Source organism: Sphaerochaeta associata, from assembly GCF_022869165.1.
GTDB lineage: Bacteria > Spirochaetota > Spirochaetia > Sphaerochaetales > Sphaerochaetaceae > Sphaerochaeta > Sphaerochaeta associata.
In genome coordinates, this window is sequence record NZ_CP094929.1 from 821,831 (window position 1) to 841,479 (window position 19,649).

The 19,649-nt window shown below is 52.6% G+C and carries 23 protein-coding genes; 7 read left to right on the forward strand and 16 right to left on the reverse strand.

What is annotated here, in order from left to right:
• Nucleotides 1-30: 30 nt before the first annotated feature.
• A complete protein-coding gene (locus tag MUG09_RS03770; protein ID WP_244773736.1) occupies nt 31-1,104 on the reverse strand; it encodes an extracellular solute-binding protein in 1,074 nt (357 codons plus the stop codon).
• 328 nt (nt 1,105-1,432) lie between these two features.
• Here MUG09_RS03770 and MUG09_RS03775 point away from each other — a divergent pair, with 328 nt between their 5' ends.
• The gene (locus tag MUG09_RS03775; RefSeq protein WP_244773738.1) at nt 1,433-2,251 is read left to right on the forward strand and encodes a histidinol-phosphatase; all 819 of its coding nucleotides are present in this window, start codon (nt 1,433-1,435) and stop codon (nt 2,249-2,251) included.
• A 58-nt stretch (nt 2,252-2,309) separates the two neighbouring features.
• Here MUG09_RS03775 and MUG09_RS03780 read toward each other — a convergent pair whose 3' ends face one another.
• From MUG09_RS03780 to MUG09_RS03830, 11 genes are all read right to left on the reverse strand, one after another.
• Complete coding sequence (locus MUG09_RS03780; protein WP_244773740.1) at nt 2,310-3,206, reverse strand: glycine betaine ABC transporter substrate-binding protein; 897 nt, start codon at nt 3,204-3,206, stop codon at nt 2,310-2,312.
• A 15-nt stretch (nt 3,207-3,221) separates the two neighbouring features.
• Nucleotides 3,222-3,821 (reverse strand): ABC transporter permease, encoded by a 600-nt coding sequence (locus MUG09_RS03785; protein WP_244773742.1) that lies wholly within the window; start codon nt 3,819-3,821, stop codon nt 3,222-3,224.
• Nucleotides 3,818-4,459 (reverse strand): ABC transporter permease, encoded by a 642-nt coding sequence (locus tag MUG09_RS03790; RefSeq protein ID WP_244773744.1) that lies wholly within the window; start codon nt 4,457-4,459, stop codon nt 3,818-3,820. Before MUG09_RS03790 ends, MUG09_RS03785 begins: the two co-directional genes overlap by 4 nt.
• The gene (locus tag MUG09_RS03795; RefSeq protein ID WP_244773746.1) at nt 4,456-5,583 is read right to left on the reverse strand and encodes an ABC transporter ATP-binding protein; all 1,128 of its coding nucleotides are present in this window, start codon (nt 5,581-5,583) and stop codon (nt 4,456-4,458) included. Before MUG09_RS03795 ends, MUG09_RS03790 begins: the two co-directional genes overlap by 4 nt.
• Nucleotides 5,584-5,833: 250 nt before the next feature.
• Nucleotides 5,834-6,193, reverse strand: coding sequence for a NifB/NifX family molybdenum-iron cluster-binding protein (locus tag MUG09_RS03800; RefSeq protein WP_244773748.1), 360 nt, complete (start codon nt 6,191-6,193; stop codon nt 5,834-5,836).
• A 25-nt stretch (nt 6,194-6,218) separates the two neighbouring features.
• Nucleotides 6,219-7,043, reverse strand: coding sequence for an MBL fold metallo-hydrolase (locus MUG09_RS03805; protein ID WP_244773750.1), 825 nt, complete (start codon nt 7,041-7,043; stop codon nt 6,219-6,221).
• Nucleotides 7,040-7,915: an ATP-binding protein gene (locus MUG09_RS03810; protein ID WP_244773751.1), complete on the reverse strand. Its 876-nt coding sequence runs from the start codon at nt 7,913-7,915 to the stop codon at nt 7,040-7,042. Before MUG09_RS03810 ends, MUG09_RS03805 begins: the two co-directional genes overlap by 4 nt.
• Nucleotides 7,887-8,759, reverse strand: a complete 873-nt coding sequence (locus MUG09_RS03815; RefSeq protein WP_244773752.1) for a nucleotide-binding protein — start codon at nt 8,757-8,759, stop codon at nt 7,887-7,889. The genes MUG09_RS03810 and MUG09_RS03815 overlap by 29 nt, the downstream gene beginning before the upstream one ends.
• Nucleotides 8,734-9,096 carry a NifB/NifX family molybdenum-iron cluster-binding protein gene (locus tag MUG09_RS03820; protein ID WP_244773753.1) on the reverse strand — a complete coding sequence of 121 codons (363 nt, stop codon included), beginning with the start codon at nt 9,094-9,096 and terminating at the stop codon, nt 8,734-8,736. Before MUG09_RS03820 ends, MUG09_RS03815 begins: the two co-directional genes overlap by 26 nt.
• Entirely contained in the window at nt 9,093-9,473 is a 381-nt protein-coding gene (locus MUG09_RS03825) for a DUF134 domain-containing protein (protein WP_244773754.1), read from the reverse strand. Before MUG09_RS03825 ends, MUG09_RS03820 begins: the two co-directional genes overlap by 4 nt.
• Nucleotides 9,470-9,691: a DUF5320 domain-containing protein gene (locus MUG09_RS03830; RefSeq protein WP_244773755.1), complete on the reverse strand. Its 222-nt coding sequence runs from the start codon at nt 9,689-9,691 to the stop codon at nt 9,470-9,472. The genes MUG09_RS03825 and MUG09_RS03830 overlap by 4 nt, the downstream gene beginning before the upstream one ends.
• A gap of 229 nt (nt 9,692-9,920) precedes the next feature.
• On the opposite strand from MUG09_RS03830, the gene relB reads away from it, so the two are divergent.
• Both relB and MUG09_RS03840 read left to right on the forward strand, forming a co-directional pair.
• Nucleotides 9,921-10,142, forward strand: a complete 222-nt coding sequence (gene relB / locus MUG09_RS03835; protein WP_244773756.1) for a type II toxin-antitoxin system RelB family antitoxin — start codon at nt 9,921-9,923, stop codon at nt 10,140-10,142.
• Nucleotides 10,139-10,408: a type II toxin-antitoxin system RelE family toxin gene (locus MUG09_RS03840; protein WP_244773757.1), complete on the forward strand. Its 270-nt coding sequence runs from the start codon at nt 10,139-10,141 to the stop codon at nt 10,406-10,408. Before relB ends, MUG09_RS03840 begins: the two co-directional genes overlap by 4 nt.
• Before the next feature lie 9 nt (nt 10,409-10,417).
• Here the strand turns inward: MUG09_RS03840 and MUG09_RS03845 are convergent, their stop codons facing one another.
• The 4 genes from MUG09_RS03845 to hpt are packed head-to-tail and all read right to left on the reverse strand — an operon-like array spanning nt 10,418 to nt 13,552.
• Nucleotides 10,418-11,095 carry a hypothetical protein gene (locus MUG09_RS03845; protein ID WP_244773758.1) on the reverse strand — a complete coding sequence of 226 codons (678 nt, stop codon included), beginning with the start codon at nt 11,093-11,095 and terminating at the stop codon, nt 10,418-10,420.
• Nucleotides 11,096-11,155: 60 nt separating this feature from the next.
• Nucleotides 11,156-12,427, reverse strand: a complete 1,272-nt coding sequence (locus MUG09_RS03850; protein WP_244773759.1) for an adenylosuccinate synthase — start codon at nt 12,425-12,427, stop codon at nt 11,156-11,158.
• Nucleotides 12,427-12,984 carry a phosphoribosyltransferase gene (locus tag MUG09_RS03855; protein WP_244773760.1) on the reverse strand — a complete coding sequence of 186 codons (558 nt, stop codon included), beginning with the start codon at nt 12,982-12,984 and terminating at the stop codon, nt 12,427-12,429. Before MUG09_RS03855 ends, MUG09_RS03850 begins: the two co-directional genes overlap by 1 nt.
• A 10-nt stretch (nt 12,985-12,994) precedes the next feature.
• Nucleotides 12,995-13,552 carry a hypoxanthine phosphoribosyltransferase gene (gene hpt / locus MUG09_RS03860; RefSeq protein WP_244773761.1) on the reverse strand — a complete coding sequence of 186 codons (558 nt, stop codon included), beginning with the start codon at nt 13,550-13,552 and terminating at the stop codon, nt 12,995-12,997.
• A 187-nt stretch (nt 13,553-13,739) separates the two neighbouring features.
• Between hpt and MUG09_RS03865 the strand changes: the two genes are divergently transcribed.
• From MUG09_RS03865 to pheT, 4 genes are all read left to right on the forward strand, one after another.
• Nucleotides 13,740-14,255, forward strand: coding sequence for a flavin reductase (locus MUG09_RS03865; RefSeq protein ID WP_244773762.1), 516 nt, complete (start codon nt 13,740-13,742; stop codon nt 14,253-14,255).
• A gap of 80 nt (nt 14,256-14,335) precedes the next feature.
• Entirely contained in the window at nt 14,336-16,312 is a 1,977-nt protein-coding gene (locus tag MUG09_RS03870) for an alpha-ketoacid dehydrogenase subunit alpha/beta (protein WP_244773763.1), read from the forward strand.
• Between the two features lie 96 nt (nt 16,313-16,408).
• Entirely contained in the window at nt 16,409-17,947 is a 1,539-nt protein-coding gene (gene pheS / locus MUG09_RS03875; RefSeq protein WP_244773764.1) for a phenylalanine--tRNA ligase subunit alpha, read from the forward strand.
• A complete protein-coding gene (gene pheT / locus MUG09_RS03880; protein WP_244773765.1) occupies nt 17,947-19,644 on the forward strand; it encodes a phenylalanine--tRNA ligase subunit beta in 1,698 nt (565 codons plus the stop codon). The genes pheS and pheT overlap by 1 nt, the downstream gene beginning before the upstream one ends.
• The last annotated feature ends 5 nt before the right edge of the window (nt 19,645-19,649 follow it).

Here is a 19,649-nt window from a genome sequence, read left to right on the forward strand (position 1 = left end):
CATGACTGTACCCTCTATCGTAATACTAGGTCAATTGACGTAACGGATGGTCTCCCATGCCTTGTTGTACATCTCAAGGTTCGGACCAAGGTCGTCCTTCAGCTCGTAGTTCTCAAGCATCTCGACGGTGTAGAACGGAGTGGTGGTCCGATACTTCTCAGCTTCGGTATTCACCGAGGCGGGGAAGTGGAAGCGGTCGAGGAACTGGGCATAGTTCTCCGGCTTGTGGATGTAGTTGATGAACTCAAGGGCAAGGTCGTAGTTCCTGGCTCCCTTGGGAATGCACATGGAGTCGAAGTACATCGGACCGCCGTCGATGGGGAGGAAGAAGTCGATGTCGGCCCACTGGCTCTCGGGGATCTCTTCGAAAATCGCCTCGGCATAGCCGTGGGAGACCCAGTACTCGCCAGAGGCGAAGGACTTGGCAAACCCTTCTGCATCGAACTTGACCAGATTCGGCTTCCACTTGTCGTTGACAAGCTTGCGTGCTGCTTCCAGTTCTGCGGGATTTGTAGTGTTGACCGAGTAACCCAAATATGCCAACGCATCGCCCAGGACTTCACGCATATCGTCCATCATGACCATACGGCCGGCAAGCCGGGTGTCACCAAAAATATTCCAGGTCTTCTCGTACTCCTTGACCATCTTGGTGTTGACTGCGATGCCAGTGGCTCCGAGGTAGTAGGGGACCGAGTACTCCATCTTCGGGTCATAGTAGGCCTTGGAGAGGGCGAAATCGGTGATGTACTGGAGGTTGGGCATTTTGGAAACGTCCAATTTTTCCAGCATGTTCAGGTTTTTCATGATCGAGACATAGTCGCCCGAGGGGAAGATTACGTCATAGCCTGCACTGCCACTGGCCATCAACTTTGCGAACATCTCCTCATTGGAGGCAAAGTAGTCCAGAACCACGTCCACCCCAAACTCCTTCTCAAACGATTCAACGACCGAGTCGGGAGTATAGTAGGACCAGTTGTACACATACAGTTTTTTACTGCCGGTGGTGTTGTTCTCCGTTGTCTTGGAACAACCGAGGAAGAGAAGACTGCCCAGGACAACCAGGGCTATAGCGAGGATGAGGTGCTTGGTGGTAGGTTTGCTCACGGCTAAACCTCCTGTACTATGGTGATGTCTGCCCGTCCAGGTCAACATACGCCATTCCCTGGATCGGTGATAGTTGTGAAGCCTTGCAAAACAAGGCCCAATAAAGATTTCTAGGCTGGAGTGGCAAGGAGAAGATAAGATTTGGAACTGGTGATGTGGCGCATCGGCATCTCCTCTGAATTCAGCCCCATAATTGGGTATTTCTGCAAGTAGGTCAATAACTTTACGCTTCAAAACGAAAAATTGGCAAAATAATTTTTCCAACGAGCCGCTCATTTCGGGTGTTGCATAAACACTCTTTATCACCGATACTTGCTCTCCAAGAACTATGAAAGCACAAACCTATTCCCAGGAGGTGGTTAACCTCCATACCCATAGCTTTTATTGCGGACACGGAAGCGGTCAGATACGCGAATATGCTCAAGCGGCCGTCGAACATGGCCTCAAGGTGCTGGGTTTCACCGAGCACTGCCCCGTACCCGACTCGCGCTGGGCCAGGACCCGTATGGATTATGAACAGATGCCTCTCTATGAGCAGGACGTTCGTGATGCACGGCAGAATACTCCGCTCACGGTACTCACCGCATATGAATGTGACTACCTTCCTCAGTACCAAAGCTACTATGAAGAGCTGAAAGCAAAAACCGACTACCTCATTTGTTCCATTCATGACCTTAGCTTTGACATGGATCGTGAGTACTCGGTGTTTTGGAACACCTTGACAAAGGAGGACCTTGCTCTCTATACCGACCTCTATTGCAAGGCCTTGCAGTCGGGGCTCTTCCTCTTTGGTGCACACCCTGATGTCTTTGCCTACAACTACCATGTTTGGGATGATGAGGCAAAAGCGTGTTCGAAAGCAATTATCGAGTGCGCCGCAAGTTCGGGTGTCGCCTTGGAGATCAACTCCAACGGCATGCGCAAGCGCAAGGTCAAGACAGCACAGGGCGAACGCTATGCCTACCCGATCCTTCCCTTTTGGCAGTTGGCAAGTGAATATCCCGTTACAGTGGTAACCAACAGTGATGCACATAAGCCCAGTGAAATCTGGGCCGGCCTCGACAAGGTGGTTTCATTCTCTCAGGAGGCAGGAATTACCTTGGCCGACTACACGCTGCAGAATGGCGTAGTTTCCCTGGGTACATGAAAAAGGGACAGGGGGCACACTCCCCCTGTCCCGGCATAATACGATGGACATCCACGTATTATACGAGGTTCAGTGATGTAAGGAACTCTTTTGCCACCTGCTCCACGGCTTTCCCTTCCACGTCGACAAGATAGTTGAGTTCAGTCATCGTTGCATCGTCAAGCTTGCCTGCAAGCATGTTCAGTACACTCTTCAGCTCGGGGTGCTTGTCCAGGACCTCCTTGCGTACAATCGGTGCGGCATGGTAGGGAGGGAAGAATCCAAGGTCGTCCTCAAGAATCTTCAGGCTGTACTGCTTGATCGGGCCGTCGGTGGCAAAAGCGTCGGTGACATCCATGTCGCCGCGTCCGATGGCCTGGTACTTGAGCGAGGCGTTGAGCTTCATCGGTTCGCCCTTGAAATTGAGGCCGTACATCTCAACCAGTCCGTCAAAGCCGTCCTGCCGGTCGAAGAACTCATGTTCTGCACCGAATACCATTTCACCGGCATACGGGATCAGGTCGCTGTAGGTTTCCACCCCGTACTTCTCATAGACTTCAGGCGTAACGGCAAGGGTATAGGTATTGTTGAACCCAAACGGTTCGAGCCATACGATATCCCACTGCTTCACAAACTCTTCACTTACGATTCTATAGGACTCATCGGGATCGTTGACCACATCCATTTTCAGGTGGGCGGTCAGACCGGTGCCGGTATATTCGGGATAGAGGTCGATCTGGTTGTTCTTGATCGCATTGAAGTTGACGAATGTACCGCCGAGGTTGAGTTTTCGGTTCACCTTCAAGTCGGTGTGTGTCTCTACAAGCTGAGAGAGCATTTCTGCAATGACGATGTTCTCGCCGAAGTCCTTCGATCCGATGGTGATGCTGTCATTCTTGGCGCAACCGGTGAAAAACAGGATTGCGGCCAAGGCCAGGGTCAGTACAATGGTGATTTTGGTTCTTTTCTTATGCATATTTCTCAATACTCCTTAACGTGCGTGTTTTTGTAATCGTTTCTCGGCTTTTCCCATGCCCCAATCGAAGATGAGGGCGATGACGACCACCGGAATTGCTCCAAGCAGAATCCTGTCCATATTGCGCTGTTGGATTCCACGGTAGATGATGTATCCCAACCCTCCGCTTCCGATGAGCACCCCCATCACGGCGATGGAGAGTGAATTGACCAAGGCTACCTTAAGGCCGCCGAAGATCATGGGAATGGAGAGGGGAATCTCGACCTTCACCAACCGCTGCTGCCGACTCATTCCCATGCCTCGTGCAGCATCGATGATGTAGGGAGGCAGTTCGGTCAGTGAGGTATAGGTGTTGCGGATGATGGGAAGCAGGGCATACAGCACCAGTGCCACTCCCATGGTGAGGTCTCCGAGTCCGAAGATGATCATCAACAGGGCCAGCAAGGCAAGCGAAGGTATGGTCTGGATGATCTCGGCAATGCCGATGATGTACCTTCCCACCCTCGGTTTCCAATAGGAGAGGACTCCCAATGCGATGCCGATGATGGCTGCGAAGACCATCGAAATTGCTACTATGGTCAGGTGTTCTGCGATTGCAGTCATAAGCTCATTCATGCGTTCCTCCTGAGCCCGCGCGGGGTGATGAGCTTTTGTACGAGGCCGATGAGGGCGCTGAAAGCAAAAGCCAGGATGGCGGAAGGTATGGCACCGGCCAGGATGTAGTCGGTGTTGTACGTGGCCAGACCCGTCCAGATCCAGTCACCCAAACCACCTGCTCCGATCATGCCGGCCAAGGTTGCCCAACTGACGATGTATACTGCCGAAATGCGGATTCCGCTGACAATGGTGGGAAGGGCCAGGGGAAGCTCGACCTTGAAGAGTACTTGTCTCTTGGACATCCCGATTCCCTTGGCGGCATCCTTGTACGCGGGCTGTACCTCGGTGATGCCGGTATAGGTGTTCCTGAGGATGGGGAGTATCGAATAGATGGTCAGGACAGCCAACGCCGGCAGGGTGCCGATGCCCATGATGATCAGGGCGAAGCCCAACATGACCAGGCCCGGTATGGTTTGCACCGTTCCTGCAAGGGCGAGGAAATAGGGCGCAATTTTCTTATGTCTGGTTAAAAGAACTCCTGATGGTATGGCAATAGCCATTCCCAAGCCTACTGCGATGAGGACCAAGGCTATGTGTTGTCCGAGGCTTGCAAACATCGCTTCTGAATTTTTTGAAAAGAAGGTGATCATTCTCATGCCGACAAGTCCCCCCAGAGGGCCTCACCCATTGCCTTGGCGGTGCTGGTTCTTGTAATGATTCCCGCCACCGTCCTGTTGTCGTTGAGTACAACCACGTAGTTGGAAGAGGATGAGAGCAGCTTGTCCAGTGCTTCTTTCGCATCGTCCTTACGGCCGACGGTCATGGTGTCGGTGTTGATCAGCTCTGCGATCGAACGACCGGCCTTGCCGCGGGCCTTGATGTCCTCGATGGATACCGTTCCGAGATAGGTCTCATCATCGTCGATAACGACCAGGCTGTTTATTTCGCGCTTGCTCATCATCTCGATGGACTCGAGCGTTTTACTATGCTTGTAGACCTTGTAGACTTTCTTTTTCATGAACTCCTCTGCAAGCAAGGGAGCCGTGGGGGTGTCTTGGTCCATATGTTTGCCCATGAAGCTCTTGATGACCGGGCTTGCAGGGTGCTGGAGCATCTCCTCGGGGCTAGCCATCTGCAGGATTTTGCCTTTATCCATGAAAATGATGGTGTCGGCTAGTCTGAGTGCCTCATCCATGTCATGGGTGACGAAGACAATGGTCTTTTTCAGCTTCTTCTGGATCCGCTTAACTTCTTCCTGAAGCGAATCGCGGGTGACAGGGTCCAGGGCTCCGAAAGGCTCATCCATCAGGACAATCGGAGGGGAGGCCGCCAAAGCCCTCAGTACTCCGATGCGCTGCTGCTGCCCGCCTGAGAGTTCGGACGGATATTTATGGGCGTTCTCCTCATAGGGCATATCAACAAGGGAGAGAAGGTCGCGGACGATTGTATCGCACTCTTCCTTTGAGTAGCCCAACAGCTTGGGAACCACGCTGATGTTCTGGCTGACGGTCATGTTCGGAAACAATCCTATTTGCTGGATGACATAGCCGATCTGACGGCGCAGCTGTACGGCATTCTGCTTGGTTACATCCTTGCCGTCGATGAAGACCGTACCGGCCTTGGGTTCGATCAAGCGGTTGATGGTTCTCAGCGTAGTGGTCTTGCCGCATCCGCTGGGACCGATTAAGACAACGAATTCTCCGGTTTTGATGGTAAAGCTCAAATCGTGAAGAATTGTCTTGGACCCATATCGTTTGGTCACATTCCTAAATTCAATCATTGTGTGTTGCTCCTCGTATAACAGTGATGTCTATTCTGTGCAAGATTAAGACAACCTAATAGTAATATATAAGTTGTCAGTTAGGCAACCCAATGCAAAAAATAGTGCATGTTTCAACTGAAACCTACAAATAGATGCTGTATTTAAAGATTCAACAATCAGAGGACAACAATATTGTTCACATCACAATGTTGTCAGTTCGCAAAAAAAAACCCAGCCGAAGCTGGGAGAAGAAAAAATATTGTGGTACTTATTCACCGCACTCATCATGATGGGCATGTTCATGGCAGATGCTGCCGGTACTTGCAAGTGATCCTGCAAGGTAGGCTTTTACTGCTTCCTCGCTCTTGCCTTGGGCACCCAGAATCACCTCGATGTTGTGCTCATTGAAGATATCGACGGCGCCTCCCCCCATACCCCCGCTGATGATGGTGTTCACACCCATCTCGTGCAGGAAATTGGGAAGAAAACCAGGACGATGCCCTGGATTCGGTACACTGCTGTGGTCGATGATCCTTCCTTCCTTGGTATCGAATACTTCAAATGTCTCACAGTGACCGAAATGTCCGCACACCATCTTGTTCTCACTTGCTACTGCTACTTTCAACATATAAAACTCCTGATATAGTAAGATATTAAAGACTTAAGATATCCCCACCGGCAAGATAGCGAACCTTTTCTCCCATCAAACCGCGTAACGCAGCATAGTTTTCCTCACCCGTACAGTGACAGGTATAAAAGGTCGCCTTGCTTGCAAGCAGAACCGAGGCGATATGCTCGAGCACCTCCGGCTTTTCCGGCTCGCCGGTACGATGGTTGTAGAGATGGAAGCCTCCGATGACATGGGTCGGGTGAAAACCCCGGTGATCGTGGTATGACTTCAGGATATTGAGGATCCCACGGTGAGAGCATCCGGTTACCAGAAGCCTGACATCACCTTCTTGAATGGAGAGGTATTGCTCATGGGTAAAGTTGTCCACCGTATAGGTCTCTCCTTCCTTTCTGAAGAGACTCTGATTTCCCGAAGGAACGGAATCGGTACCATCCACCTTGGAAAATAAGGTGATATCACCGCTGATGGGAGTAAATGCGGAGGTGAACATAAATCGATTGCTGCCAAAAAGGGTGGGATCGACGCCGATGTAATGGTACTCGCCCTCGGCACGCTCGCTGTAATAGGGGCCGAAGGCCTCCTTTCTCACATACAGGGGGGCATGGGTGTTCTTGGTAAAGAACGTTTTCAAACCTCCGCTATGGTCATAGTGGCCGTGAGAGAGCACCGCAGCATCAACCCGTTGAAGATCAATGCCTAGTTTTTCTGCATTGACGGCGAAGAGCTCGCTCGCCCCGCTGTCGAAAAGTATGGTCTTGCCTGCTGCTTCGATGTAGAGACTTAATCCATGCTCAAATCCTAAAGCGCTGCATGTGGTGGTATTTTCCACCAAGGTTGTAATCTTCATTGCCTTACGTGCTCCTTCCATACTTGGAGTGTTTTACTATAGATGCTCTTGAGTGCATTCGATGCCGGACTGTTCAGGCAGGCTGGATTCTCACCTTTGTTCAGTGCTGCAATGACCTGCCCGTCGTAGGGAATCTTTCCGAGGAAGGGAATGCCCTCCTTGAAACAAAATACCTCGATTTCCCCGCAGATTGTTGGATTCATATCGTATTTGTTCACCACCACTGCTACCGGGACCTGCAGCTGCCGGGCACTGGAAATAACCCGCTTCAGATCCGAGAAAGCACTGACCGAGGGTTCGGCGACCATGAGGGCCAAATCCACACCAGCAAGCGATGCAATGACCGGACACCCGATGCCCGGACTTCCATCAAGGATTGCCACCTCTGTTTCCTGGGTATTGTCCCTCAATTGTTTTTTTACTTCGCTTACCAGCTTGCCGGTGGTTCCGCTTCCCATGGTCAGGGTGGCTGTCGAGAAACGCTCTTCGCCCCGTTCGTACAGCTTCAGTTCTCCTACCTTGACCGGTTTGGTGGAAATCGCACCTACAGGACACACATGCAGGCAGTAGGTACAGCCCTCGCATGCAATCGGGTCGATTCGATACGTCGGACCTGGGATGACGGCATCGAAGCGGCATACTGCAAAACATCGGCTACAGGCGGTACAGAGGTCGCTGTCGATCATCGCCTTGGGCAGACCGAAATAATCGGATGCCTGTTCTTTTGTAAAGCTTCCCATGACCAAGTGAAGGTTGGGTGCATCGACATCGCAGTCAGCGTAGGCCTTGGCCTGGGAGAGGGCGATGAAGGTGCTGGCAACGGTGGTTTTTCCGGTTCCCCCCTTACCGCTGAGAATGAGTATCTGATGCATCTTCAACCTCCTTCAGCAACAGGGAGAAATAGGTGTGATACTTCTCACTCTCCTGACTTGCCACCAATCCATCACTCGTAAGACGGGCCAGGTCTTGGTCATAGGGGAGGGAGCCGAGAATCTGTAAATTATGTGTTTTTGCATACGCCAGTGATGGATTCTCCCCGTCCTGAGTCTTGTTCAACAGTACTGCACAGGGTTTTTTCAACAGCATCACCAGCTCATGCACCATGGCAAGGTTGTGTGCACCAAAGATGGTGGGTTCAGCGACCAGGAGGCAAAAATCGGCATGGGAAATGGTTTCCGTCACCAGGCAACCGCTGCCTGGAGGGCTGTCGATGATGGTGAGCCCGCTGTGTTTTTCCCTCATCAAGGCTTTGATGAGTGGGACGGCCGAGCTCTCTCCGATGCGCATCTCTGCAGAGAGAAATGTGATTGTACCGCTGTTTCCCTTACGGACAACTCCCAGTGGTTTCTGAACCTCGGTCAACGCATGGTTGGGACAGAGATGCATGCACAAGCCGCAACTGTGGCAAATCTCATCAAAGATCAACAATTGCTTGCCTATGACAGCCAAGGCATTGAAGGCGCAGGCTTTGCTGCAGATCCTGCAGCCATCGCAAAGATTCTGATCGACGACAGGCTTGCCTACGGTAATCACCTCTTCCTGTACGTAGGAAGGCTTGAGAAAGAGATGCCCATTCGGCTCTTCCACATCACAATCGATGTAGGTGGCCCGCTGCGCCACAGAAGCAAGATTGACGCTGACCAAGGTCTTCCCGGTGCCTCCCTTGCCGCTGAGCACCGCTATGGTGCGGTCAGTGGGCATGATGAAATCCAGCATGGATGGCATCCAATTCAGCAAGCTTGTTCTCAAGCAGTGCACTGATATTGTCTGCGATGCTGAGGTTGAGAGCCTTAAGCAGGGATATGTCTGCGGCTTTCAGCACTTTTGCAGCATTTTCTCCCAAGCGAAAGGTTATGAGGGTGGTGATCTTCGCATCCACCAAATCCTGGGCCGCTTGGATGCCGGCTCCTCCAGGACTTTGTGCCGCCTCATTTACGATGAAGTTGCTCTTCTGATTCTCTGTATCAAAAATACAATAATAGGGTGCTCTTCCAAATGAGACGCACAGGGGGCTGTCTAATTTCTGCTCTTCTGCCGGTACTGCAACAATCATTGGTGATTCTCTCCTTCAATCTCTGTCATTCTGGATCTCCATCTGCAGCCACGGCCGCATCTGCCCAACCCTTGTCCATTGTGGTCATGCAGGCGATATTCACCGCCTTCGATGAAGAGCGGTTTGCCATCCACCAAGGAAGCAGCCAGTTTTTTCCGTGCAGTGTCATACATACCTTGCACGGTGGTTCTCGCTACCTCCATTTGTTCGGAGCACTCCTGTTGAGTCATGCCTTCATGATCTATGAGACGGATGGTCTCATACTCATCGACGGACATGACTACAGGCTGCCGTCCCTCGAGGTTCGAGCCTATCGGCCCGAACCTGGAGTTCGGAGGAAGCGAACAAACGCTTCGCCATTTGCGTGGTCTACTCATGCTTTCTCCAATGCTTCAATACGTTTCAGCTCTTCTTGGAGCAATTGTTTTCTCTCTGCAAGCGTAATGGGGGAGGCAACAGCTGCGTAGAGGCCGCATCCTCTGCCTGCGCGTCTTCCCATTCCATACCCAACTGCGGAGTAATTGTTGCAATTACCCATTCCTCTTCCTGTCATCGGACCAAATCCGGCAGGACCGGTTCCATCTCTTCGTGGCATATCGTGCCTCCTTGTACTAAGTATGTTATTGACATATGTCAGTAACTAGCTTTACCGTACAAGGGTTTTCGGCATATGTCAATAACTAAACAAAGAAAATTACCTTTTTTTGAAGCAGGAAGCGTATGCTGACGGAAGTATGGACTGGATGTGTTGGTCTGGAATGGAAGACTATTGTTCAGCAGTCTTATCTGTGTTACAATGTATTACATGAAGAAGGAGTACAATAATGGGCTTATCAGTACGATTGAAGCAGGATGAGCTTGAGCTCATACAACGGTATGCAGAATTGAAAGGTTTAACTATCTCAGAGCTTGTCCGTCAATCAATCCTTGAGCGCATCGAAGACGAGTTTGACCTTAAGCTCTATGAAAAAGCAATATCTGAATTCCACAATAACCCGGTAACCTACTCATTGGATGAGATTGAGCAAGAACTTGGTTTGCAATGAAATACCACGTAGAGTTTTCCAATGATGCGCGAAAAACATTGAAAAAAATGGATAAACATATCAGCCTGATGCTTGTTGCTTGGATTCGCAAACATTTGGAAGATTGCACAAATCCCTATCAAAGTGGTAAAAGCCTGACTGCCGATCGAAGTGGCCAATGGCGGTATCGAATAGGGGACTATCGACTGATTGCTGAAATCTTAGAAGATCGTGTGGTGATTCTTATTCTTCATGTAGGTCACCGCATAGATGTTTATACTCAGTAACTTTTGCTTTCATCGAACGTTGCTGTTGAATGACCGGGCGATCTCGGGCAGATAGTGGTCATGATTGACGAACAACTGACTGATCAGGATGCCCAGCCCTGTGATGTTCACACCCAGTCCGGCGACCCCGGTCCAGGCGGCCCACATTGGCGTGGTGGGAGGGTCGACTGAGTCGTTCTTGAGAAAGAGGGGGGTGAGCATCATGGTCAGGCCGGCGAGTTCAGTTATCAGGCCGGCTTGCATCCAGTCACTCTGCTTCTTCATGGCACGCTCAAGCTCTGCAATCAATGAACGGGTATGCTGATCCAGCTCTTGTGTTTTCAGCACGTCGAAGAACTGCAGAACCTCGCTCTCTCTTCCCCAGCCTGTTTCCATGGTATAGGTCTGCCCCTTGTAGGTATACCTTGGAGAAACCTCATAAGCGCCGCCTCTTTGTCTGGGATGGTAGACGATTCTGTTCCAATCGACGGCTATCAGGCTTTCCACGTCAACATTCGTTCGTGTGACCAGGAGCGCGTCATGGGGATAGACAATCTGATTCCCTTTCAGGTCCTCGAACAACAACGCTTTGTCAGCCTCGTATCGGACGATCAGGCCGATATGCATCGAGCCGTCGGTGAGGACGACAAGATCGCTTGCCCAAAGAACGGACAAGGAAAGCAGACAACAGAGTAGAATGCGTTTCATACAGGTTCCTTCTGCAAATAGGAGGCCCGCCGGATTCGGCAGGCCTCATGATACATGGCATTAAAGTATGATTATCTGGTCTCGCTCGGGACCGACGGAGATGTACCTGATCGGGCATCCGACAAGCTCCCCGAGGCGCTTGCAGTATGCTTGGGCCTTCGGCGGCAGGTCTTCCCACTTCCGGGCTTCGGTGGTGGGAGTCATCCAACCATCGAACTCCTCGTAGATGGGCTCTGCTATCTCCTGCAGGGCCGTCTCGGGCAGATAGGTGATAACCTCACCATTGACCCGGTAGGCTGTACAGACCTTGATCTTCTCAAAGGTATCGAGTACATCGAGCTTGGTAAGCGCAAGGCCGGTGAATCCGTTGATCCAGCAGGAGTAGTCGGCGGCCACGGCGTCGAACCAGCCGCAACGGCGGGGCCTGCCGGTGGTGGCTCCATACTCCCCGCCGATGGCTCTGAGTTTTTCAGCCGTCTCATCCAACAATTCAGTCATGAACGGACCGCCGCCCACACTGGTGGAGTAGACTTTTGTAACTCCGATGACATGGTCGATGCGTCGGGGGCCCAAGCCGCTTCCGACTGCCGCGCCACCGCTGGTGGGGCTGCTGCTGGTGGTATAGGGGTAGATGCCCCAGTCGAGGTCGCGCATTACGCCCAGTTGACCCTCAAGCAGGATGCTCTTGTTCTCTTCATACGCTTGGCGGACGACCGGCAGCGTGTCTATGAGCATATGGCCGAATCGTTCCTTCCACTTGGCGCAGAGATCCATCAATTCATCGACGGTATACTCGGCAAGTCCGAAGTAGGCCAGCTCACGGTTCTTCTGTGGGAGTGCCATCTCGATGCGGTTTCTCAATCGGTCGAAATCGAGCAGGTCGGCGGCCCTGATTCCCGAACGAGTCGCCTTGTCGCTGTAGCAGGGACCGATGCCGCGCTTGGTGGTGCCGATCTGCATTTTCTGGGTCTTCGAACCCTCCTGGGCTCCATCGAGGGCCCGGTGATAGGGCATGATCAAATGGGCGCGTACATCGATGAACAGGTTGTTCACCTCCACGCCTTTTTGTGCAATGGAATCCAGTTCCTCGGCCATGGTTTCGAAGTTGACCACGGTTCCCGCTCCAACGATGTTCATCGTCTCGGGGTTGAAAATGCCTGAGGGTATGATATGCAGGGCGAACTTTCCCATCTCGTTGATGACGGTATGGCCTGCATTGTCCCCGCCTTGGTAGCGGATCACTAAATCTGAATTGACGGCCAGGTAGTCAACGACACGGCCTTTGCCTTCATCTCCCCACTGGGCTCCTACGATCGAAGTAACATTGCTCATCAATACAGCTCCTTGCCTTCTTTTGCAAATGACTGCAACATCAGCGCTTCTTTTTGGGTGTGGTCCTCGATCTCCTCGGCATCCCACGGGTATTTGATCCACAAATCAGCAAGCTCCATGCCTGCGAAATAGCGCTTGATTTCGGATGGGAATTCCACATCCTTCTCCTTGAGCTTGTTGTGCAGGACCAAAACAGCAATTTCTTCGGGATTGAACTTCAGAAGTTCTCCGACGCAGTATGCCAAGGTTGCCCGGGTATCGTCGACTTCGTCGATCAAGAGGACCTTCTTGCCGACCAGCTGTGATTGAACTTCATCGATCCACTGGATTTTGGTGGGGTGGTCCTTGTGCTTCTTGTCAATGCCATAGTAGGAGATGCCTACCGCGAAAATAGGGCGGTTGATGAAAGTCTTCATGATGCGTGCGGGAATGAAGCCGCCGCTTCCAATTGCAACGATTACATCGGGGTCGTAGCCGGATTCAAGCAACTCGAACGAGAGCTTTTTCACCAGCTTGTGTACCGAATTGTAACTGACGTAGAACTTCTTGTCGTCCATCTCTTACTCCTCAGGCTTGTGGATACATCTCTGCGATGTAGGGAAGGGTCCTGTGTTTTTCATTGTAGTCCAGGCCGTATCCGACAACCCAGACATCGGGAATGGTGAACCCGATGTAATCGATGTCCACCGGTACAATGTGCCGATCGGGTTTATCCAACAGTACGGCTGTGCGAACCGATTTGGGATTGCGGGTCTTGAAATTGCGGATCAGGTAGTCAAGGGTGTTGCCGCTGTCCAGGATGTCCTCGATGATGAGCACATGCTTGTCTTCCATGTTCTCACGGGTGTCCATCAGCAGTCTGACATTGCCGCTGTGGTCTCCATGGTATGATGATAGTGCGATGAAATCGACGACATGCTCGACATTCAATTTACGGGCGAGGTCGGCGATGAATATGAAGGAGCCCTTGAGTACCCCCACCAGAATCAACTTGCCTTCGCTGTCCTTATAATCGGCACTGATCTGCCGGGCAAGCTCGTCAACCCTGCGGTTGATCGTGTCTGCATCGATGAGAACACGGGCGAGATCCTCTGTCAAAGCAGGGATCGCGAGGGAATCTTTCATTGGGCCTCCTCAACGCAACAGATTGACTGTTGGAACATGTTCTGTATGTCAGTAGGAATATACGAAAAGTGGGACAGTGTCAATGTTGGCCGGGGCGGCTCGAAGGCCGTACTCCTGAAGGATTTTTGCTACTTGACCACACTATTGCGGCAATATTACACTGAAAGCAGAGAAAAGGAGGCCCATCATGTATGTTGACGTTCCTGTAGAACTTCTGCAAATGAATCCCTTTACCGCCATCGGAAAAGACGGGTTTCTTATTACCGCAGGCAGCAGTGAGAAATTCAACACCATGACTGCCTCCTGGGGGTCGATGGGAGTCCTGTGGGGGAGAAACATCCTTACCCTCTATGTCAGATCGAGTCGATACACCCATGAGTTCCTTGAGCAAAGCGAAGGTTTCACCGTCTCATTCTTCCCCCCGGAAATGAAGGACCGATTGCTCTGGTGCGGTCAGCACAGCGGACGGGACCATGACAAAATTGCGCAAACCGGCTTGAAAATCAATTACTTGACAGGACCGAAAGGAACCGAGCGTGTAACCTTCAAGCAGGCTTCGTTGGTTTTCTCTTGTACGAAAGCCGCCGTATTGCCGCTCGCCAAGGAGTCATTCCTCCTTCCTGAAATTGATTCGTTCTATAAGGATGGCGACTTCCATACGATATACATTGGATTTATTGACAGTATTCTTTCCAACCAATAGGATGGAACGACTACCAGAGAAGGCCACGAACCCGGAATAGCTTGGAAAGGCAGGACTGCATATCCTGCCGGGGAGCATACATGAACCTTTCAAAAGAACAGGCGCAGTCTGCGCTCTCGATGATGGTGCGTTCACGCCATTTCGAGGAGTGTATCGATGACTTCTTCAAACGCAAGGAGATGCACGGAACAACCCACCTGTCCATCGGGCAGGAGGCCTGTCAGGCAGGTCTCTCCCTGGCACTCGACCAAGGTGATTGGATCGTTCCAACCCATCGATGCCATGGTCACACCATAGCCCGGGGGGCCAACGAGCGCAAAATGTTCAGTGAGATGTTCGGTTCGGCAGACGGCATCTGCAAGGGGCTCGGCGGTTCGATGCACATGACTGATGTGCAGACTTGGAATGCAGGTTCCTCGGCGGTGGTCGGCAGCGGGGTGAACCTTGCCGCAGGACTTGCCTTCGCTTTGAAAATGCAGAAAAGCCAAGCCATCAGCGTGGCAATTTTCGGAGACGGGGCCACAAGCCGCGGCTCTGTGCACGAGAGCATGAATCTTGCTTCGGTCTGGTCGCTTCCCATTCTGTTCTTCTGTGAAAACAACGATTATGGCATGAGCGCCGCTGCAAGCCGCATGGTCTCCACCTCCTCCATTGCAAGTCGTGCCGATGCTTACTCCATCAGTCATGCAACCGTAGACGGCAATGATGTGGAAGCAGTCTATGCTGCCGCACAGAAGGCAGTAACATACATCCGCACCACCGGCAAGCCGTATTTTTTGGAAGTGAAGACCTATCGATGCTGCGGGCACTCAAAAAGCGACCCCTGCATCTACCGCAGTCGGGAGGAAGAGGCGGCTTGGAGTGAACGCGACCCGATTTTCCTTTTCTCCCGCAGGATGGTCGAAAGCGGCCTCTATAGCGAGGAGGATGTCTCCCGTCTCATTCTGGAAGCACGCAAACACATCGACGAGGCTGCCGTGGATGCTGCGGCAATTCGCAATCAACGAATCAGCCTCGATCAGGCGATGGAATACCTCTTCGCCCCTGAGGAGGAAGAGGTTTACAAGGTATGTCAGTCGACGACACGAATGAGCTACCGTGAAGCCATACGCCAAGCCCTGGACGAGGAGATGAGCCGCGACAAGGCGGTGCATCTCATCGGTGAGGACATCGGCCTGTACGGCGGTTGTTTCAAGGTCACCGGAGACCTGTATGCAAAGCATGGGGCGCAGATGCATGAAACACCAGTCAGCGAGGAAGCCTTCACCGGACTTGCCGTCGGGGCTTCTTTACTTGGGCTTCGGCCGGTGGTTGAGATCATGTACGGCGACTTTTCCACCCTTGCAAGCGATCCGATCATCAACCATGCAGCCAAGATCCGGTTTATGAGTGCGGGCCAGCTGTCGTGTCCGATGGTGCTTCGCTCCCCGATCGGCAGCGGGACCGGCCACGGCGCTCAACACACCCAGTGTCTGGAGGCGATGTTTGCCAATATTCCAGGTCTGATCATTGTCGCACCTTCGTGCCCGGGTGATGCAAAAGCCCTGCTCAAGAGTGCAATACGAAGCAACAACCCGGTGCTTTATTTTGAACACAAGCATCTATACAACAACCTGGGACCGGTAGGGGACGAGCAGTATTTGCTGCCCATCGGCAAGGCCATCACCAAGAAGCGTGGCAAGGATGTGACCATTGTCTCCTACAGCCATGCAGTCACCACATGCCTTGAAGCCTCGGTCCGGCTGAGTCTGCAGGATGAGATTGAGGCCGAGGTCATAGATTTGGTCACACTCAAGCCGATGGACACCCAGACAATCCTGCGCTCTGTTAAAAAGACCGGCAGGTTGTTGGTGGTCCATGACAGCCCCGAATACGGTGGATACGGTGCCGAGGTCATCGCCTGTGTAACCAGTGACAGCGAAGCCTTGGCCGGTTTGCAGGCGACACCGAAGCGACTATGCGGCAAGGAGCTTCCCATTCCGTTCGCACCTGAATTGGAAACGGAGGTAATTCCTTCCACAGAAGAGGTCATGCAGGCGGTTCGTTCGCTTTTCTAGGCTGGATAGACTTTCCTTTTTTTCCTGTAGACGCTAGAATACAAGCCACTTGCTCTACGCCTCGGCGTAGAGCGTATCTACAGGAGTAAGAACAGCATGGATATCGATGTAAAGAACCTGCATCCACTGGAAGTCCGCCTGCTCAGGCATGTCGACCTGAACGAGCAGATCACAGCCGAGCGCATCATCGACGAACTCGGTTACAACGTGGGGCAGTGCAACCAGGCGTTCAGCTGGTTGAGCGCAAAGGGCTACCTGGTCGAAACGAGCCGTGAAACACGCGTCATGTATGAACTGACTGAATTCGGACGAGAACAGCAGCAAAAGGGAACTCCCGCCCAGCGCATCTTTACCTTTATCAAGGCTGAGGGACCTCAGGCGCTGCCTGAGCTTGCCTTGGCCCTGCAGCTGGAAAAGAGTGAGATCGGATCAGCCTTCGGCCAGCTTTCCAAGGCCGGTTATGCAAGCATGAATGAAGAGAACAAGGCCCAGGCTCTCTCAGAGGAGCTTGGCGGTGAGTTTGTACTTATCACCGAGCTGCTCCGTCTCGGTCTTGCGGGCGAGCTTTCAGAAGCAGATCTGAGTGAGGCGCAGAAATCCGCCATGGCCAAGATTGCCAAAAAGCGGGGTGCGGCCAATTCGCCGTTCAAAGTCATAGAACGGGAATATATCGGGTTTGCATTGACAGCTGAGGGAAAGAGCGCTAAAGAGGCCATCCTGAAAGCACATATCACCGGCGAAGAGCTGGGACTGGTTACCAGTGAGATGTTGAGCACCGGCAGTTGGAAAGAAGGATCGTTCCGTCCCTACGGACTCAATGCTCCCACCAGTCGTCTGATCCCGGGCCGGCACAATCCCTACGGCAATTACCTGCAGTGGGTGAAGGACAAGCTGTGCAGTCTGGGTTTCGAAGAGTTCGATGGACCGCTGGTTGAGAACGAATTCTGGAACGGTGATGCCCTGTTCATGCCGCAGTTCCACAGCGCACGCGACATTCACGATGTGTATTACGTCAAAGATCCGGTGCATTGCAAGGAGATAGAGGAGCCGTGGCTCAGTCAGGTTGCCAAAACCCATGAGGATGGATGGACAACCGGCAGCCGGGGTTGGAGGTACAGCTTCGATCACGAGTTTACCCGCCGTCAGGTGCTCCGCAGCCAAGGCACCGTCCTGTCCGCCCATCAGCTTCCCAAGGCCAAGGTTCCCGGCAAGTACTTCGGGGTGGCCCGTTGCTTCCGCTACGACCAGGTCGACGCCACCCACGGGGCCGACTTCTACCAGACCGAAGGAATTGTACTGGGTGAGGATGTGAATCTGAAGACCCTGCTCGGACTGCTGAAAATGTTCGCCGAAGAGATTGCTGGAGCCGAGGAAGTCAAGTATGTTCCCGGCTACTTCCCCTTTACCGAACCCTCGATCGAGGTGCACATCAAGCATCCGGTGCTTGGTTGGTTCGAGCTTGGCGGCAGTGGTATTTTCCGCCCCGAGGTCACCAAGGCACTGGGAATTGATGTACCGGTACTCGCATGGGGCTTGGGCATCGACCGCATGGCTCTTATGCATCTGGGTCTGAATGACCTGCGCGAGCTCTTTACCCCGAACATCGAGTCGGTTCGCATGAGGAGAGGAAACTAATGCCAAAGATTGAAACCACCAGCAGGCTCTTTTTCAGCTTGCTGGGAAAAACACTGAGTGATAGTGAGCTGGAAGCACAATTCCCGGTTGCCAAGGCGGAGTTGGACGGCCATGAGGAAGATGTGCTGAAAATCGAGCTCAACGATACCAACCGCCCTGACTTGTGGTCTGCGGCCGGCATCGCACGCCTGTTGAAGTCCTACGAAAAAGAAGAAGTCATGCTCTATGATTTCTTCTCCACTGCAGACGAAACCTTCGACAGCGAAGGCCGTTCCCTGGTCGTCGACGCTTCGGTCAAGGAAGTGCGACCGTTCTCCATCGGGTTTGCCGCACGCGGACACAAGGTGAGCGAGGACGACCTTGAGGCCCTGATCCAGAGCCAGGAGAAGCTGTGCTCCAACTTTGGGCGCAAGCGTAAGACCATTGCCATGGGAATCTACCGCTCCGATCTGATCAAGTACCCTGTTCACTACCGTGGCGCCGATCCCGATGCCACCTCCTTCATTCCCTTGGGAATGGATAAGGAGTTGACCTTGCGTCAAATCTGCAGCGAACATCCCAAGGGAAAAGAGTACGGTCATATTGTCAGCGACCATGCGCTCTTCCCCTTCCTGCACGACGACAACAACGATGTGCTCTCCTTCCCTCCGGTCATCAACAGCGACCGCATCGGGGCTGTCGAAGTAGGGGATGAGAACCTCTTCCTCGAACTCTCGGGTATGGACTTGAAGGACCTGCTGCTTGCAGCCTCGATCATGGCCTGTGATATGAGTGACATGGGCTTTGAGATCCTTCCCGTCAAGGTCATCCTGGGCGAAGAGACTGAGTTCGGCAGTGAGATCACCGTTCCGTATTACTTCCAGGAGCCCGTCTCCTGCACGATGGCCCAGATTCATAAGACGCTGGGCGTGAAGCTCGGCAGTGATGAAGTGATTGCATCGCTGAAGCGTATGGGAATGCATGCCATCTGCGACAGTGATGTCGTCTATGCAACGGTGGCCGAGTATCGCAACGATTTTCTGCATCCTGCTGATTTGATCGAGGATGTGATGATCGGCTACGGGCTGAATAATTTTGCACCCGAGATGCCCCAGGACTTCACCGTCGGTCGCCTCAGTCCTGCCGAGGAGATGGGCCGCAAGGTAAAAGACCTGATGGTCGGCCTGGGCTTTCAGGAGATGATGTACAACTACCTCGGTTCCAAACGCGAGTATGTGGACAACATGTCCTACCCTCAGGAGAAGTGCATCTTCATCTCCAATCCGATGAGTGAGAACTATGAGGTGGTGCGCCCCTCGATCATTCCTTCATTGTTGGAGAGTGAAAGTGTCAGCGCCCATGCCCCGTTCCCGCACAAGATCTTCGAGGTAGGCAAGGTAGCCTTCCGCGATGAACATGACAACAGTGGAACGACCACCCGCAACACCCTCGGCTTCCTGGCCAGCGACAGCGTGATGGGATACAACGACGTCTCATCGTTGGTCAATACGCTTCTCTACTTCCTGGGAAAGGAGTTTAGCCTCGCATCCCTTGAAGGAGACGGCAGGTTCATCGACGGCCGCTGTGCGCGCATCATGGTCGGACAGATCGAGGTCGGTGTCTTTGGTGAGATTCATCCCCAGGTTCTGGAAAATTGGGGCAGCACCATGCCCACCATCGCCTGTGAGATTGATTTGGATCTGGTGATGGCGAACTAGGCAGG